This window comes from Parahalioglobus pacificus (assembly GCF_014652275.1).
Classification (GTDB): Bacteria; Pseudomonadota; Gammaproteobacteria; order Pseudomonadales; family Halieaceae; genus Parahalioglobus; species Parahalioglobus pacificus.
The window spans coordinates 1,773,850-1,790,039 of record NZ_BMYM01000001.1; the positions used below are offsets into that span (position 1 = coordinate 1,773,850).

Annotated in this window: 14 protein-coding genes and 1 tRNA gene; 5 read left to right on the forward strand and 10 right to left on the reverse strand. The window is 58.2% G+C overall.

Annotated elements, in window-relative coordinates:
• Positions 1 to 83: 83 nt before the first annotated feature.
• Positions 84 to 1,514: a M20/M25/M40 family metallo-hydrolase gene (locus tag IE089_RS08030; RefSeq protein ID WP_189476986.1), complete on the reverse strand. Its 1,431-nt coding sequence runs from the start codon at positions 1,512 to 1,514 to the stop codon at positions 84 to 86.
• A 188-nt stretch (positions 1,515 to 1,702) separates the two neighbouring features.
• Here IE089_RS08030 and glpT point away from each other — a divergent pair, with 188 nt between their 5' ends.
• Positions 1,703 to 3,049, forward strand: a complete 1,347-nt coding sequence (glpT, locus tag IE089_RS08035; protein ID WP_189476988.1) for a glycerol-3-phosphate transporter — start codon at positions 1,703 to 1,705, stop codon at positions 3,047 to 3,049.
• A 222-nt stretch (positions 3,050 to 3,271) separates the two neighbouring features.
• Entirely contained in the window at positions 3,272 to 3,634 is a 363-nt protein-coding gene (locus tag IE089_RS08040; RefSeq protein WP_189476989.1) for a DUF3192 domain-containing protein, read from the forward strand.
• A gap of 249 nt (positions 3,635 to 3,883) precedes the next feature.
• Here IE089_RS08040 and IE089_RS08045 read toward each other — a convergent pair.
• The 7 genes from IE089_RS08045 to IE089_RS08075 form a co-directional block, all read right to left on the reverse strand.
• Positions 3,884 to 3,973, reverse strand: a tRNA-Ser gene (locus IE089_RS08045).
• 101 nt (positions 3,974 to 4,074) lie between these two features.
• Positions 4,075 to 4,275 (reverse strand): carbon storage regulator CsrA, encoded by a 201-nt coding sequence (gene csrA / locus IE089_RS08050; RefSeq protein ID WP_189476991.1) that lies wholly within the window; start codon positions 4,273 to 4,275, stop codon positions 4,075 to 4,077.
• Between the two features lie 150 nt (positions 4,276 to 4,425).
• Entirely contained in the window at positions 4,426 to 5,667 is a 1,242-nt protein-coding gene (locus tag IE089_RS08055) for an aspartate kinase (RefSeq protein ID WP_189476993.1), read from the reverse strand.
• 125 nt (positions 5,668 to 5,792) lie between these two features.
• Complete coding sequence (gene alaS, locus IE089_RS08060) at positions 5,793 to 8,390, reverse strand: alanine--tRNA ligase (protein ID WP_189476995.1); 2,598 nt, start codon at positions 8,388 to 8,390, stop codon at positions 5,793 to 5,795.
• A 29-nt stretch (positions 8,391 to 8,419) separates the two neighbouring features.
• The gene (locus IE089_RS08065; RefSeq protein WP_189476997.1) at positions 8,420 to 8,767 is read right to left on the reverse strand and encodes a histidine triad nucleotide-binding protein; all 348 of its coding nucleotides are present in this window, start codon (positions 8,765 to 8,767) and stop codon (positions 8,420 to 8,422) included.
• A 9-nt stretch (positions 8,768 to 8,776) separates the two neighbouring features.
• Positions 8,777 to 8,962: a Trm112 family protein gene (locus IE089_RS08070; RefSeq protein ID WP_189476999.1), complete on the reverse strand. Its 186-nt coding sequence runs from the start codon at positions 8,960 to 8,962 to the stop codon at positions 8,777 to 8,779.
• A gap of 40 nt (positions 8,963 to 9,002) precedes the next feature.
• Complete coding sequence (locus tag IE089_RS08075; protein ID WP_189477001.1) at positions 9,003 to 9,890, reverse strand: M23 family metallopeptidase; 888 nt, start codon at positions 9,888 to 9,890, stop codon at positions 9,003 to 9,005.
• 178 nt (positions 9,891 to 10,068) lie between these two features.
• Here IE089_RS08075 and greB point away from each other — a divergent pair, with 178 nt between their 5' ends.
• Entirely contained in the window at positions 10,069 to 10,572 is a 504-nt protein-coding gene (gene greB / locus IE089_RS08080; RefSeq protein WP_189477003.1) for a transcription elongation factor GreB, read from the forward strand.
• 3 nt (positions 10,573 to 10,575) lie between these two features.
• Here the strand turns inward: greB and IE089_RS08085 are convergent, their stop codons facing one another.
• A complete protein-coding gene (locus tag IE089_RS08085; RefSeq protein WP_189477005.1) occupies positions 10,576 to 11,790 on the reverse strand; it encodes a serine hydrolase domain-containing protein in 1,215 nt (404 codons plus the stop codon).
• 56 nt (positions 11,791 to 11,846) lie between these two features.
• A complete protein-coding gene (locus tag IE089_RS08090) occupies positions 11,847 to 12,443 on the reverse strand; it encodes a uracil-DNA glycosylase family protein (RefSeq protein ID WP_189477008.1) in 597 nt (198 codons plus the stop codon).
• A 122-nt stretch (positions 12,444 to 12,565) separates the two neighbouring features.
• On the opposite strand from IE089_RS08090, the gene gcvP reads away from it, so the two are divergent.
• Positions 12,566 to 15,457, forward strand: coding sequence for an aminomethyl-transferring glycine dehydrogenase (gene gcvP, locus IE089_RS08095; RefSeq protein WP_189477010.1), 2,892 nt, complete (start codon positions 12,566 to 12,568; stop codon positions 15,455 to 15,457).
• A 48-nt stretch (positions 15,458 to 15,505) separates the two neighbouring features.
• Positions 15,506 to 16,162 (forward strand): nitroreductase family protein, encoded by a 657-nt coding sequence (locus IE089_RS08100; RefSeq protein WP_189477012.1) that lies wholly within the window; start codon positions 15,506 to 15,508, stop codon positions 16,160 to 16,162.
• The last annotated feature ends 28 nt before the right edge of the window (positions 16,163 to 16,190 follow it).

Consider the following 16,190-nt stretch of genomic DNA (forward strand, 5'->3'; position numbering starts at 1 on the left):
TGTGCAAACTAAACGCAGTGCTAGCCGCAGGACGGGGCTAAGTGCCTCGAGCAGACGTATCGCCATCCTGCCCCCTCTGGCTGCTAGCTTGCCGGCGATGCAAGCGCTTTGATAATGATCGACCAGTGATCAAGTGCGCCATAAAAGGCGGCCTTGGGCACGCGCTCGTTCAGCCCGTGTGCAAACATTTCATCCGGGTTCATGAAAACGCCGCTGATACCCCAGGTGGGAATGCCCGCTTTGCGGAAGTGCATCCCGTCAGTGCCTCCCGACTCCATGTACGGAATGATTTTCAGCCCCGGATAACGGCTGTCGACGGCTTGCCTGAGTGCCGCGAGCACATCTTCGCGCAGCTCTGAAATCGGACTTTCAGTGGCCTCGGCCAACTGCTCGAACTGGATAGCATCGTTACCCACAACTTCCCTCAGCGTAGCTTCTATGTCGCTCACGGGCACGCCCGGAAAAACCCTGCAGTTCACCGTGGCGGTAGCAGATTGTGGCAGCGCGTTCTCCGCGTGGCCGGCCCTTAGCATCGTGACAACGCAGGTGGTTCGAGTGGTTCCAATATAGGAAGACTCCAGGGCCAAGCGATCAGAGGCCTCGGTATCGGTCGGGTCGTAAGCAAAGCGCAGCATTGCATCACCCAGCTCTCCGCCAATTTTATTGCCGGTCTCCTGAAAGTACGCCAGGGTCATTTCGCTCCAGCGCACCGGGAAACGGTGTTCCTGAATCTTGGTAATGGCGCCGGCTAAATCATAAATGGCATTGTCGGGTCTTGGCCTGGAACTGTGACCACCTGGGTTGGTCGCCGTCATTTCCCAAGTCACATACGTTTTCTCAGCCGCCTGCACTGCATAAACCACCGGGGTGCCATCGGGTTCAAGATCGCCGCCGCCAGCATCAGAATTGAGAGCAAACTCGGCTTCGGCCAGATCGGGGCGCTCATAAGCGAGGTGGCGTGTAGTTGTCATGCCACTCTCCTCATCACCGCTGAAAACGAGGATCAGGTCACGCCCCGGCACAAAACCCTCACGCTGCAGTCGAATGAAGGTGGCGGTGAGTTGGGCAACACCGAACTTGTTATCAATGGTGCCGCGTGCGTAGAAGTTGGTGTCATCTTCGGTAAGCTCAAACGGAGGCCGCTCCCAATCCTCGGCCAGTGCTTCGACCACGTCCATGTGGGCCAGCAACAGGATGGGGGGCTTATTGAGCGAACCATCACCGCGGTACCGCGCCACCAGAGAAGCAAACTCACCTTTCGGCGCGGCTAGAGTCGCAAAGCGACTGTGGGTAATCACCTCTACGTCTTCTTTCGGCATCCCACCAGCAATGAGTTTATCTGCGAGGTACTGCGCTACGGGCAATGTGTTGTCGCGCGTTTTTGAGGTGTCCAGTTCCACGATGTGGCGATAGATCTCCAGCGCTGTGGCGGCGTGGGGAGATCGCACCGTATCGTCGGCCAGTGCGTTGGGTGCGAGCAACAAGAGAAGTATCAGGACAATCGAATTGCGCATAGTGAGACAGATTCCATTCTTGGTTGTAGTGAAACGCTAACCGATGGTTATCCGCGCCGCGCCGCCGCTTGTCAAGCTGGCAAGTCCGTAACCGCTGCCCGGTAGATCTGTCCTACACTCACAGATCTGGGCTAACTTATACGCTGTTTGCTCTCGTTAAATAATAAGAACAGGGATACACCTGCCCCATGTATGGAATCTTCAAGCCCGCGGCACACCGTGACACTCGATCTGACGATCGGGTAGATGCCGATTACAAGCGACTGCGCTGGCAGGTATTCGCTGGCATTTTCATCGGCTACGCCGGGTACTACCTGGTACGCAAAAACTTCTCATTGGCCGTGCCCTTCCTCATTGAGGAGGAAGGTTACAGCCGGGGTGAACTGGGCATCGCCATGTCGGCAGTCTCGATTGCCTACGGTCTCAGCAAATTCCTGATGGGTAGCGTGTCAGACCGCAGCAACCCACGCTTCTTCCTCCCCGCGGGGTTGCTAATGTCCGCGGGCATCATGTTCCTCTTCGGTTTCCAGCCTTGGGCAACCAGCAGCGTTGCCATTATGTTCATCCTCCTTTTCCTCAATGGCTGGGTACAGGGTATGGGCTGGCCGGCCTGCGGCCGCACCATGGTGCACTGGTACTCAGGCAATGAGCGCGGGAGGGTGGTGTCTTTCTGGAACGTGGCCCACAACATTGGTGGGGGACTAATAGGCCCCCTCTTCGTGCTCGGAATGGGTTGGTTCAATGAATGGCACAGCGCGTTCTACGTACCGGCTGCGGCGGCCACGGGCGTGGCATTCATTGCTTTCCTGTTGCTGCGCGACACACCGCAATCATGCGGCCTGCCCACCATTGAGGCTTATCGCGATGACTACCCCCATGACTACGAAGCCAGGCATGAGCAAGAGTTCAGCGCCCGGGAAATCTTTCTACAACATGTGCTCAACAACCGTCTGCTGTGGTTTATTGCAGTGGCAAATGCTTTCGTTTACCTGATTCGCTACGGCGTGTTGGACTGGGCACCGACTTACTTGAGCGAGGCAAAAGGCTTCACCGTAGACCAAAGCTCCTGGGCCTACTTCCTGTATGAGTGGGCCGGTATTCCTGGCACGTTGCTGTGCGGCTACATCAGCGACCGGTGGTTCCGCGGCCGACGCGCGCCGGCTGGCATGCTGTTCATGAGCTTGGTGCTTATTGCCGTCGTCGTGTACTGGTTGAATCCCCCCGGTAATCCCGACGTGGACATGGCCGCGCTTGTCGCCATCGGCTTCCTCATTTACGGCCCGGTGATGTTGATCGGCCTGCACGCTCTGGAACTGGTGCCCAAGAAAGCTGCGGGCACGGCAGCAGGCCTCACCGGGCTGTTCGGCTACCTCGGCGGCGCCGTCGTCGCAAACATCGCTATTGGCTTCACGGTCGATGCCTATGGCTGGGATGGAGGCTTTATCCTTCTGGTGGCCGGTTGTGTGGCGGCAATTGTGCTCATAGGTATGACGCGGCGGAGCGAGCTTGAGCACCCGCTGGCGAAAGGACGCTGAAACCTCACCTGCAATACAGACCTGCAAAGGAGGCAACCAAGTGCTGAAATGGGGAGCAAGAGAGGCTACAACACGATTGCCTCCCCTATTGCGTTAAAGCGCGCCAATAACGCGACAGATGGCGGTGCACGGCATTGCTCTGAAAGCCAGTTCGCAGAATCATACTTCCCTGTTGGCCATGCATGGCCTGACCCCTAAGTCACTGCAAACGAGGAAGTAGTTTTGAACGTTTTTTATCGCCTTTGCCTAGTCGCGTCTCTGTCACTGTTAGCAACAGGTTGCGTATTCATCGACGGCAAACACGTCAATAAGGACGACTGGTGGGACACTCAGCGTGACAACCGGGAAGCCATCAGTCGTCTGGAAATCGGCATGGAGCGTGAGGCAGTCATCAATCGCCTCGGGGCGCCGGACGACTCCGAGGCTTTTAACACGGATGACGGCAAGGAAGTTCGCATCCTGTTCTATCGCACCAACCACAAACACTCAGATGGCGAGACCACACGCGACGAAACAACGCCACTGGTCTTTCAGGACGACGTGCTAACCGGATGGGGTCATTCGGTTTACGAGGCAGTTCGATAGCGACGGCAATCATTGAGAACGGTTTCAGTGGTTCTGGAGATCAATCGTAATGCGGACAAGGGATTGATCACAACGCGGTTGCCTCCCGCGTTGCGAACCTTCGGGCGCCGCCGCTTCACTTTAGCGTCCAAACTCTGCTGAGCGCAGAGTTTGTCGAACCAAGTGGCCCGGCATCCCGGTCCGAACCAAGTCCGAGCTATCTGCCGCAATAGAAAAGGGCCACCCTTTCGGATGGCCCTCTTATGTTTATGGCGGAGAGCGAGGGATTCGAACCCTCGATAGGGATAAACCTATACGCCCTTAGCAGGGGCGCGCCTTCGACCACTCGGCCAGCTCTCCGGATACTCTCTAAAACAGTGCGATGCGCCCTGATTTGAGAGCGCGGCATAATAACACAACAGTGGGAATTTCAAAGGGATAGCGGCGTCATGCCGCCATAATTAATCGCGAGAATTGGTGCTAGCGTCGTTGGGCTCGTCACCGTCCTGAATGCGGTTGTAAATCTCTTCGCGGTGCACTGACACATCACGGGGGGCGTTAACGCCAATACGTACCTGGTTGCCTTTCACTCCCAGTACCGTGATGGTGACCTCGTCACCGATCATAAGTGACTCGCCAACTCTGCGCGTCAAAATCAACATAAATCCATTGCTCCAATCATTCGCCGCTTACTTCTTGTGGCATGAAAGCGACGATTGCTGCCGGCATTTACAAACCAGCCTTCACAACTTCCTGTGTGTACCTACTATTTGTAGCTGAAGTTGCTGTTAAAAGCCATTTTCCTGAACTGCTTAGGCAGCAGATTCATCCTCGGGTTCCTTATCCAGCTCAAACGATGAGTGCAGGGCACGCACCGCCAGCTCCAGGAACTTCTCTTCGATAATGACCGAAATCTTGATCTCAGATGTCGTAATCATCTGGATATTGATGCCAACGTCGGCCAACGCGGCGAACATCTGGCTCGCTACGCCGGCATGGGAGCGCATACCAACGCCCACCACAGAAACCTTGGCAATTTTGCTATCGCTGCGTACTTCCCGGGCAGATAGCTGGGTTTTCACCTCAGTCAGCACCGCCTCTGCACGGGGCAGGTCACCTCGGCTCACGGTGAACGTGAAGTCTGTGCTGTTGTCTTCGGCGATGTTCTGCACGATCACATCGACTTCGATATTGGCATCGCCAATGGGACCCAGAATTTTGTGGGCCACACCAGGCATATCCGGCACACCCAGTATGGTGAGCTTGGCTTCATCACGATTGAACGCGATGCCTGCAATAGTGGGGGTTTCCATAGCGTCATCTTCCTCCAGCGCGATCAGCGTGCCGGGGCCTTCCTGAAAACTGTGTAGCACCCTCAAAGGTACATTGTATTTACCGGCGAATTCCACGGCGCGAATCTGCAGCACCTTGGAGCCCATGCTGGCCATCTCCAGCATCTCCTCGAAGGTGATTCGTGGCAGACGCCTAGCACCATCAACCACGCGCGGATCGGTGGTGTAAACACCATCGACATCGGTGTAAATCTGGCATTCCTGTGCCTTCAGTGCCGCCGCTAGTGCGACCGCCGTGGTATCTGAGCCGCCACGGCCCAGTGTGGTGATGTTGCCGTTTTCATCCACACCCTGGAATCCCGCCACCACGATGACATTACCCGCATCGAGGTCGGCGTGCAGTCGCGCGTCATCAATCTCGCGAATCCGCGCCTTGGTGTGCGCATCATCCGTGAGAATACGTACCTGGCTACCGTTATAGGACTTGGCCGATACACCACGCTTAGCCAGCGCCATGCTGAGCAGCGCCGTGGTCACCTGCTCACCGGTTGAGACCAGCACATCCATCTCACGGGGCACGGGCTGCGCCTGAATCTCGTGCGCGAGCCCGATCAAACGGTTGGTTTCGCCACTCATCGCGGAAACCACAACCACGAGGTCGTGTCCGTCGCGCTTAAAGCGGGCCACCTTGTCGGCCACCTGCTCAATACGCTCGATGGAACCGACGGAGGTTCCGCCGAATTTTTGGACGATGAGGCTCATGAAGACCCTTGGCCCGCAGCAAAAGGGGCGGTATTAAACACTAACGATGGGGAGAAATAAACGGGAAAATCAACGCTCTGGCGCTGCCGGCCCGGCGGCATTGCCGGGCCTGAAAGGGACATAGATCAGAGCTGCGACGCCACCCAGTCGGGTACATCTTTCAGCGCTGCAGCAAGACCCGCTACATCGCTGCCCCCGCCCTGGGCCATATCGGGGCGACCACCGCCCTTCCCGCCCAGGCGACCGGCAAATTCCTTCATCAGGTCCCCGGCTCTTACCTTGTCGGTCAGATCCTTGGTCACGCCGGCTGCCAGGGCAATTTTATCGCCCTCCACGGCTGACAGCAGGATCACCGCAGACCCCAGCTTGTTCTTGCACTGGTCCATGGTATCGCGCAGCGATTTGGCATCCGCGCCGTCCACGTTCGCGGCCAGCACCTTGAAGCCAGCAACCTCTACGGCATTGCTGGTCAGGTCACCACCTGCGGAGCTGGCCAGCTTCTGCTTGAGGCGAGCAATCTCTTTTTCCAAATTGCGGCTATCGTTACGCAATGCCACAACCTTGGCGGCGGCTGTATCCGTTGTGCCTTTGACCGCGGCGCAGACATCTGCCATCTGGCTGTCCAGCTCGGCAATGGCCGCTAGCGCACCTGCGCCTGTAACCGCTTCAATACGGCGCACCCCCGCAGCAACGCCACCTTCAGACACAACGCGCAGCAAACCGATATCACCGGTGCGATCCACGTGTGTACCGCCGCAGAGTTCCACCGAAAAATCATTCTCGCCCATGCTGAGAACGCGCACTTCATCACCATACTTCTCGCCGAACAGTGCCATGGCACCTGCGTCCATCGCATCTTCCATGCTCATCAGGCGGGTAGAAACCGGCGTATTCGCGCGGATCTGGGCATTAACCATGCTTTGGATTTGCGTGAGTTCATCTCGGGACACCGCTTCGGGGTTGGAGAAATCGAAACGCAGCCGCTCCGAGTCAACCAGAGAGCCCTTCTGGGCCACGTGATCGCCCAAAACCTCACGCAGCGCCGCGTGCAAAAGGTGCGTCGCAGAGTGGTTGAGCCGTGTCCGCTGCCTCACACCGGCATCGACTTCGGCCTGCAGCTGATCGCCCACAGACACCTGTCCCTGTAAAACCTTCACGTGATGCAAGTGGTGGTCCTGGGCCTTGGTGGTGTCGTTCACCTCAACCCGAACACCGCTACCGCTGAGGTAGCCGGTGTCGCCCACCTGACCGCCGGACTCGCCGTAGAACGGCGTCTTGTCCAGCACAACAACGCCGGCTTGATCCTGCTTCAGCGAATCCACCGCTTCACCATCACTCAGCAGAGCCACCACGGTCGCATCACCGTTCAGGTGATCGTAGCCTGTGAACTCCGTACTGCCCTCGAGATTGAGCACGTCGTTGTAGTCCACCTTGAACGCACCGCTCTCCTGAGAGCGGGACCGCTGCTGGGCCATGGCTGCATCATAGCCAGCCATGTCCAGCGTGAGGCCGCGCTCGCGGGCTATATCGTTGGTAAGATCGGTGGGGAATCCGTAGGTGTCATACAGTTTGAACACCACGTCGCCGGGAATTTCGCTGCCAGACAGCTGCGACAGCGCCTCATCCAGAATCACCATGCCCTTGTCCAGAGTTTTGGCAAACTGCTGCTCTTCAGTGAGCAGGGCTTTTTCTATCTGCGCCTGCTGCGCGGTCAGCTCCGGGTAGGCCTCACCCATTTGCTTTACCAGTGCAGCCACTAACTCATAGAAGAACGGCCCCGTGGCGCCCAGCTTATTACCGTGGCGCACTGCCCTGCGAATAATGCGGCGCAGCACATAGCCCCGGCCTTCATTGCCAGGCAACACGCCATCCACGATCAGAAAAGCGCAGGAGCGGATGTGGTCGGCGATCACTCGCAGGGATTTTTCGCTTTTATCTATGACGCCAAGCACATCGGCTGTCGCATCGATCAGGCCCTGAAAAAGATCAATCTCATAGTTGCTGTGCACATGCTGCATAACGGCAGCGATGCGCTCCAGGCCCATGCCCGTATCCACGGAAGGCTTGGGCAGCGGGTGCATTTCACCGCTCGCGTCACGATTGAACTGCATGAAAACGAGATTCCAGATCTCGATGTAGCGATCGAGGTCATCGTCCGGGCTGCCGGGGGGGCCGCCAGGCACATCTGCGCCATGATCATAGAAAATCTCGGAGCAGGGTCCGCAAGGGCCGGTGTCACCCATCTGCCAGAAATTGTCTTCATCCAGACGGGAGATTCGCTCACGCGGAAAGCCGATTTCGTTAACCCAAATCTCCTCGGCTTCATCATCCGACACATGACAGGTTACCCAGAGACGCTCTTTGGGCAGACCCAGAGTGACAGTCAGGAACTCCCAGGCAAAGCGGATCGCGTCCTGCTTGAAGTAATCGCCAAAACTGAAATTACCCAGCATCTCGAAAAAGGTGTGATGGCGGGCGGTGTAGCCCACGTTCTCCAAATCATTGTGCTTACCGCCAGCACGCACGCATCTCTGACTGCTCGTCGCGCGCACGTAGGCGCGTGGGTCAGTACCGAGGAAGGTGTCCTTGAACTGGTTCATGCCCGCGTTGGTGAACAGCAACGTCGGGTCGTCATGGGGGACCAATGAGCTGCTGGGGACGCGGGTGTGTCCGTTGTTTTCAAAGAAAGCGAGAAAAGCCTCGCGGATTTCACCGGTTTTCATACTGTCTCTCGATAATGGCGTTGGATCGCTCAGTGAGCGATCGAGGCTTCAGCGAAGTTTGTTCCCGCGAGGATATGCAGGTGCAGGTGGAAGACGGTCTGGCCGCCGCCTTCACCGTTATTGACGACCAGCCGAAAGGCGTCGGCCACTCCAAGCTGGGCGGCTATCTTGCCCACAGCCAGCATCAGGTGGCCAAGGAGCTCCTGATCATCGGCGCCCGCATCCACCAGCCGGGGAATCGCTTTCTTCGGGATCACCAGCACATGAATCGGTGCTTGGGGATTGATGTCATTGATGGCAATACAATGCTCGTCCTCATAGAGGAACTCCGAGGGTATTTCGCCACTGATGATCTTGCCGAAAATAGTGTCTGACATGGCGATGTCCTAACCCAGCTTCTCGTCTGCGGTTAGTTGTCGCGCCTCGGTCTCCAGCATCACGGGGATGCCGTCACGCACCGGATACGCCAGACCACTGGCCTTGCAGACCAGTTCGTTATCGTCTTCGCGATACTCCAGTGGCGCCTTGGTAACAGGGCACACTAGAATGGTGAGTAGTTTCTTGTCGATCATAGCTTTCGGCACTCAAATTCGGCGCCATTATACGGATTTTTTATGGCTGGGGCAGCGCGTCCGACATAGGCGGCACCAGCAACTGCGGGTCGACCCGCTGGTTACGCCAACTCATTCGCCAATCGAGGTGGGGACCGGTGGCACGACCACTGGCACCTATCTTCCCGATCAGCTCACCCACTGCCACTTCTTGCCCCACTGCAACATCAATCTCACTCAAGTGAAGGAAAGAGGAAGACAGCCCGTAGCCGTGATCCAGAATAATCGTCCCGCCTGAGTAGAACAGGTCTGGCTCAGCCAGGGTGACAATGCCTCCGGCCGGTGCAACGACAGGCGAACCCGTCGGCAGGGCAACATCGACGCCATAATGCGGATTGCCGGGCCGCCCGTTATAGATGCGCTGGCTACCATAGACCCCGGAGATCGGCCCGACCGCGGGCCAAACAAACCCGGTCACCACAGCATTGAGTAAATCGGGCCGTTCGAATCGCTGGGCTTTGGCGGCGCTTACCAATTGGCGCTCCCTGCGGATGCGCTCCTGATGGGCAGGATCTGGCGTTACCGTGCGCTGGGGCACACCCTCCACTCGCTGAATATTGTATTGGCGAGAGGCAATTCCCACGGTTCGCGTGCAGTTTTTGGCACCACTTAGCGTCAACGTAAATTGGGACGATGCATCCCGGCCAAGACCAAATATCACCAGGCCATCCGGCAAAACATCCAGGGGCTCACCATCCAAAGCCACGCTGACACCCGGCGCTACACGTGAATACACCATTCCACCCGGCAGCAGGCGACCTTCAAGCCTCACGCAGTCGCGTCCACTCGGTGTCTGGGCCAGAGTAACTGTTGGCAGGGTGAGGATCAGCAGTAACGGTAGTAACTGCCGCAAGGAGGTGTGAATGAACGAGGGTGTCTGCAACGTCATGGCAATCATCAGGGAATTGTATTAGCCAAAGTCTAACGCTCTGGTTCTCGCCTGTCCTGCCCGGTGAAAGCTGACGGGCCAGGTAGTCACGCGCTGTCACGTTCAAGCACTGCAGCGGCGTAACCGCACTTCCCTCGGGGTATACTCCAGAACCGCATTACTCACTACTCTGACAATTATGGGACGCTACCGACCACCGCGTAGGCGCGGTTCACCGTACATCACCCCCGAGGGCGAGCAAGCACTGCGCTCCGAGCTGCATCAGCTGTGGAAAGTTGAACGGCCGCAGGTCACCAACGCTGTTCACGAAGCGGCAAAAAACGGTGATCGCTCGGAGAACGGCGACTACATTTATGGGAAGCGCAGGCTGCGCGAGATTGACTCACGAGTGCGATTTCTCAACAAACGGCTGGATGAACTGGAGGTCGTCGATCGTGCGCCGGCTGACACGAACAAGGTATTCTTCGGGGCACGGGTTGAGTTGGAGACCGAGGACGGCGACCGGGTGAAATGGCGGATTGTTGGGCCGGACGAGTTTGACGTGAGTCAGGGCAAGCTCAGCATGGACTCGCCAATGGCCAGAGCACTCATTGGCAAGAGGTTGGACGATCAAATCAGTGTGCAGAGCCCTGCCGGGGAACAGTTCTACATCATTACCGCGATCGAGTACGACGGGGTCTGAGCCTCATTCCAGGGCGCCATACACCAGGGACTCCAATTGCCCGCGGAAGTTAAAGGTGCTGGAGGGGATCAACTGGGTCATAAAGATGACGATCAGATCCTCTACCGGGTCTACCCAGAAAAGGGTGCTGGCCAGACCGCCCCAGTAGAACGATCCTTCAGAGGCCGGATACCCGTTCGCGATAGGGTCCACCTTGGTCGCAAATCCCAGACCGAAGCCCACCCCCTCGTAAGCCGTTTCACTAAAGCTACCCACCGCAAACTCGGACATATCGACTGCCCCGGGCAGGTGGTTAGCCGTCATGAACTCCAGGGTGCGTGAGCCAATAATGCGCTCGCCGTCGAGAGTACCGCCGTTTGCCAACATCTGGCAGAAGCGAAAGTAATCCGCCGTTGTGGATACCAAGCCGCCGCCGGAGTGAAAACTGCGATCCCGGTACGCACTGGCCTGTCCATCATCCGTCAGCTCAAGCGCTTTGGAGGTATTGCGTTGGTAGCAGCTTGCGAAGCGCGCCTCCTGATCCTGGCGGATAATGAACCCCGTATCTCCCATGCCCAAGGGTTCAAAGATTGTGTCCTGTAGGAACCGGTCAAACGGTTTACCGCTAATGACCTCCACCAGGTATCCCAGTACATCCGTCGCCACCGAGTAGTTCCATTTTTCACCCGGTGAGAACTCCAGTGGCAGCGCGGCCAGCTGATTCACCATGTCCTCAAGGGTGTAGCCAGGCTCGGGGCGGGCCACTCCCTGCTTGCGATAGGCTCTATCGATGTTGCTGGCGCGCAAGAAGTCGTACGTCAACCCCGAGGTATGTGTGAGCAAATCGCGGACCGTCATGGGGCGCGCGCAGGGCACGGTATCGAACAGCGGCCAGGCACCCGCTTTCCAAACGCGCATGTCCCGCCACTGGGGAATGAATCGGTGCACAGGATCTTCCAATGCGAATTTTCCCTTCTCGTACAGGGTCATCAGTGCCAGTGAGGTCACCGGCTTGGTCATGGAATAGATGCGGAAGACCGTGTCATCAGTGAGCGGCGTCTGTCTCTCTAGATCCCGCAGACCCGAGGTGCGGTGGTAACAAAGCTGATTATCCCGGGCGACGAGCACCTGATAGCCGGGAATTTTTCCCGGTGAGACATAGCGGTCGTCAAGGTGCTGCCCTATGCGTTCCAGCTGCGTACTGTTCAAGCCCACTGATTCAGGAGTGACGGTTTCCATGTAGTCTTCCTTTTTTGCAGGGCGCAGTGTCACTGGCACTCGAAGATTGCGCAAGCCTATGCGAGCACGTCCCTCACCCTGTCTTGTAGCTGAGGCAGCAATTCCCCCTCAAACCAAGTGTTCCTGGCAAGCCAGATATTATTGCGTGGTGAAGGATGTGGCAGCGGCCAGATTTGTGGCGAATACTGCGGCCATTCACGGACCCGTGCTGTCAGGGTCTGTGAGCGCGTTTCGGGCAGGTAGTAGCGCTGGGCATACTGGCCGACGAGCAGGGTCATTTTAACCTGCCCTAGAGCACCAAGAATCTCCTGGTGCCAGCGGGGGGCGCAGCGCGGATCCGGCGGCAAGTCACCCGACTTCCCCCTGCCCGGGTAGCAGAAGCCCATGGGCACGATGGCAACCTGCTGTTCATCGTAGAACTGAGCGTCTGAAATACCCAGCCACGCCCGTAGACGTGCGCCACTGGGATCGTCCCAGGGCACGCCACTGGCGTGCACACGCGTGCCCGGGGCCTGACCGATGATGAGGAGCTTCGCGGTGTCGGTGGCGCGCAGCACGGGGTTTGCGCCCAGTGGCAGGTCGGACTCACACAGCGTACAACGCCGGGCGGCGGCCAGTGCATCTCTCAGTGCAATGCTGTTTATAGCTGGCATGGCGAGCCTGTGCAGGTTGGTTATTATTCATACTATGTAATTGCTGGTAAAGGTGGAGACTGTTACCATCGCGCCCGTCAAAACCCGCCCCTTTTTAACCGTTTCTCGTCCATGGAGACTTTATGAAGCGCGCACCGCTATTTGACCTCGAAAATCACGCAGAATTCGTTCAGCGTCATATTGGACCGACGCCAAAGCAGCAACAAGAGATGGCCCAGACCATCGGTTACGAGAGCATGGACGCGCTCATCGACGACACAGTACCCGACAGCATACGCCGTACCATGGACCTGCCCAGCGCACAGACCGAGCAGGCGGTGATTGCTCGCCTGCGCGAGATCGCCAGCAAGAATGTTGTGAATCGCTCGTTCATCGGTACGGGATATCACAACACCTACACCCCCCAGGTGATACAGCGAAATGTGCTGGAAAATCCCGGCTGGTACACCGCCTACACGCCCTACCAACCCGAGATATCGCAGGGTCGCCTGGAAGCGCTGCTGACTTACCAGCAAATGGTCATGGACCTTACCGGTATGGAGCTGGCCAACGCCTCTATGCTGGATGAGGGCACCGCGGCGGCTGAAGCCATGACACTGCTGCAGCGGGTCAACAAAAAGAATCGCAGCAATACCTTCCTGATTGCAGACAATTGCCACCCCCAAACCATCGCTGTTATCCAGACGCGCGCGGAAGCACTGGGCATCGATGTACAGATCGGTGACCCTGCAGCGCTGCTGGCCGACACGGAAGCTTTTGGACTGCTGGTGCAATACCCCGGTACGGATGGCGCAGTCACAGACATCGCACCGATGATCGAGCAGGCACACAGTCGCAATACCCTGGTTACCATCGCCACAGACTTGCTGGCACTCACCCTGCTACCGGCACCCGGCGCACTGGGTGCAGACGTGGTCGTGGGCAACAGCCAGCGATTTGGGGTTCCCATGGGCTTTGGCGGTCCTCACGCAGCATTTTTCGCCACGCGCGACGCCTACAAGCGCTCTACCCCGGGGCGCATCATTGGCGTCTCCGTTGACCGCGCCGGCAATCAGGCCCTGCGCATGGCCATGCAAACCCGGGAGCAGCACATCCGTCGGGAGAAAGCCACGTCGAATATCTGCACCGCGCAGGCACTGCTGGCCATCATGGCAGCGTTTTATGCGATGTATCACGGCCCTCAGGGCCTGCGCCGGATTGCCGAGCGCACCCATACGCTGACCAACGTGCTGGCCAGCGCCCTGACAGATGCGGGTCTGGCACCGGACAACAGCAGCTGGTTCGATACGCTGACGATCAGTGTTGGTACTCGGCAGGCTGAAATCATCGCGCGCGCCCTGGAACTGGGCATGAATCTGCGCATCCTTGGCGATGACAAGCTTTCCGTAGCGCTGGACGAAACCACCAGCATTGCGGATGTACGCGACCTGGTCGCAGCCTTTACCGGCAGTGATGCAGCCGATGCTGCGGCGCTGGAGACTTCCTGCGCGCATTCGGGTATCCCGGATGCATCTGCCCGCGATGTAGACTACCTGCAGCACCCACTGTTCAACGAATACCATTCAGAGACAGAGATGCTGCGCTACATGCGCCGCCTGGAAAGCAAGGACATCGCACTCAACCGTGCCATGATCCCCCTGGGCAGCTGCACGATGAAGCTCAACGCCACCACCGAAATGCTGGCAGTAACCTGGCCGGAGTTTGGCGCCCTGCACCCCTTTGCACCCGTGGACCAGACCCAGGGGTATCGAGAGTTGCTGGCTGAGTTGGACACCATGCTGCTTGAGTGCACGGGCTATGACGCCATTTCCATGCAACCCAACGCTGGTTCACAGGGCGAATACGCCGGCTTGCTGGCGATCCGCCGCTACCACGAAAGCCGCGGGGATCATCAGCGCAATGTCTGCCTGATTCCCTCTTCCGCGCATGGCACCAATCCGGCCAGCGCCGCATTGGCGGGCATGAAAGTCGTTATCGTTGAGTGTGACAACCTGGGTAATGTCGACATGGCAGACCTGACCGCCAAGGCGGAGCGTCATACTGATGACCTGGCGGCGATCATGGTGACCTACCCAAGCACCCATGGTGTGTTTGAAGAGTCCATCGTCGAGCTGTGCGAGATCATCCACAGTCACGGCGGGCAGGTTTACGTGGATGGCGCAAATCTCAACGCGCTGGTGGGCTTGGCAGCGCCGGGCAAATTCGGCGCAGACGTCTCTCACCTTAACCTGCACAAAACCTTCTGCATCCCTCACGGTGGCGGCGGCCCCGGCATGGGGCCGATTGGCGTCGGCAAACACTTGCAGCCATTCCTGCCCACCAATCCCGTGGCGCCGGTCCCCGGCTTGCCCGAGACCAACGATGTGGTATCGGCAACGCCCTACGGCAGTGCGTCGATCCTGCCGATTTCCTGGGCCTACATTGCCCTGATGGGCGGCGAGGGCTTAACACAGGCAACCAAGGTTGCGATTCTCAGCGCCAACTACATCGCCTACCGTCTTCAGGATCACTTCCCGATTCTGTACACCGGCACCAGCGGTCGCGTGGCCCACGAGTGCATTATCGATATGCGCCCTATCAAGGAGGCCAGCGGTATCACGGAAGAAGATGTTGCCAAACGTTTGATCGACTACGGCTTCCATGCCCCCACCATGTCGTTCCCCGTGGCCGGCACCCTAATGGTGGAACCCACCGAGTCGGAGTCATTGGCAGAACTGGATCGTTTCTGTGACGCGTTGATCACGATTCGCGAGGAAATCCGGGCTGTGGAAGACGGAAGACTGAGCAGCGACAGCAACCCCCTGGCAAATGCGCCTCACACTGTGAACGAGGTGACTGCCAGCGACTGGCCACATGCCTACACAAGGGAACAAGCGGCCTATCCCGTGACGTCATTGCGCATGGACAAGTACTGGCCACCGGTAAACCGCGTGGACAACGTCTATGGTGACCGCAACCTCTTTTGCGCCTGCCCTGCGATAGACAGCTGGCGCGAGGAAACCGAAGAAGCCTGATACCACCGGCGCCGCGCAGCGGCGCCGACACGCGACAGGGAGAGCACCATGGATCTTTATGAGGTCATGCGGACCACCTTCGCCTGCCGGGAGTTCACAGGTGACCCCGTACCCGGTGAGGTGCTGCAGCGCATTATCGACAACGCGCGCTTTGCACCTAGCGGCGGCAATCGGCAGGGTTGGCGCATTATCCAGGTGCAGGACCGGGCAAAACGTGAGGCGCTGGCAGACTTATCCCTGCCCTGTGCGACACGATATTTGCTGGAAATGCAGGCGGGCGATAGCCCACTCAACACCATACACCCCAGTGCCGTCAGCGATGATGACGTGCTCGCAGCCGAACCGCCCAACTGGCTGGTGGCCCATATACGCAATGCACCGACGGTGCTGGTGGTGACGGTCGATATGGCGCTGGTGGCCAGTATGGATAAAGATCTGGACAGAGTGGGCGTTATCAGTGGCGGATCTATCTACCCGCTGGCGTGGAACATCCTACTCGCCGCCAGAAACGAAGGCTACGGCGGCACCATGACCACCTGGGGTGTCGCGAAAGAACCTGAGATTCAAGCCTTGCTGGACATTCCACCCACCTGGGCGGTCGCGACCATAATGCCGCTGGGCAAACCCGTAAAGCAGCTAACCAAGCTGAAGCGCAAGCCGGTGGCGGAGATTCTTTTCCAGGACTCCTGGAACGGCCAGGCATAAAAAAACCGCGCGGTTGCCCGCGCGGTTT

Excerpts from the sequence above, each read along its gene's own strand:
- IE089_RS08055 (WP_189476993.1), bottom strand. The coding sequence starts at position 5,667 with ATGAGCCTCATCGTCCAAAAATTCGGCGGAACCTCCGTCGGTTCCATC.
- IE089_RS08090 (WP_189477008.1), bottom strand. The coding sequence starts at position 12,443 with ATGCCAGCTATAAACAGCATTGCACTGAGAGATGCACTGGCCGCCGCC.
- csrA (WP_189476991.1), bottom strand. The coding sequence starts at position 4,275 with ATGTTGATTTTGACGCGCAGAGTTGGCGAGTCACTTATGATCGGTGAC.
- IE089_RS08100 (WP_189477012.1), top strand. The coding sequence starts at position 15,506 with ATGGATCTTTATGAGGTCATGCGGACCACCTTCGCCTGCCGGGAGTTC.
- IE089_RS08070 (WP_189476999.1), bottom strand. The coding sequence starts at position 8,962 with ATGATCGACAAGAAACTACTCACCATTCTAGTGTGCCCTGTTACCAAG.
- IE089_RS08075 (WP_189477001.1), bottom strand. The coding sequence starts at position 9,890 with ATGACGTTGCAGACACCCTCGTTCATTCACACCTCCTTGCGGCAGTTA.
- IE089_RS08030 (WP_189476986.1), bottom strand. The coding sequence starts at position 1,514 with ATGCGCAATTCGATTGTCCTGATACTTCTCTTGTTGCTCGCACCCAAC.
- alaS (WP_189476995.1), bottom strand. The coding sequence starts at position 8,390 with ATGAAAACCGGTGAAATCCGCGAGGCTTTTCTCGCTTTCTTTGAAAAC.
- glpT (WP_189476988.1), top strand. The coding sequence starts at position 1,703 with ATGTATGGAATCTTCAAGCCCGCGGCACACCGTGACACTCGATCTGAC.
- IE089_RS08065 (WP_189476997.1), bottom strand. The coding sequence starts at position 8,767 with ATGTCAGACACTATTTTCGGCAAGATCATCAGTGGCGAAATACCCTCG.
- greB (WP_189477003.1), top strand. The coding sequence starts at position 10,069 with ATGGGACGCTACCGACCACCGCGTAGGCGCGGTTCACCGTACATCACC.
- gcvP (WP_189477010.1), top strand. The coding sequence starts at position 12,566 with ATGAAGCGCGCACCGCTATTTGACCTCGAAAATCACGCAGAATTCGTT.
- IE089_RS08085 (WP_189477005.1), bottom strand. The coding sequence starts at position 11,790 with ATGGAAACCGTCACTCCTGAATCAGTGGGCTTGAACAGTACGCAGCTG.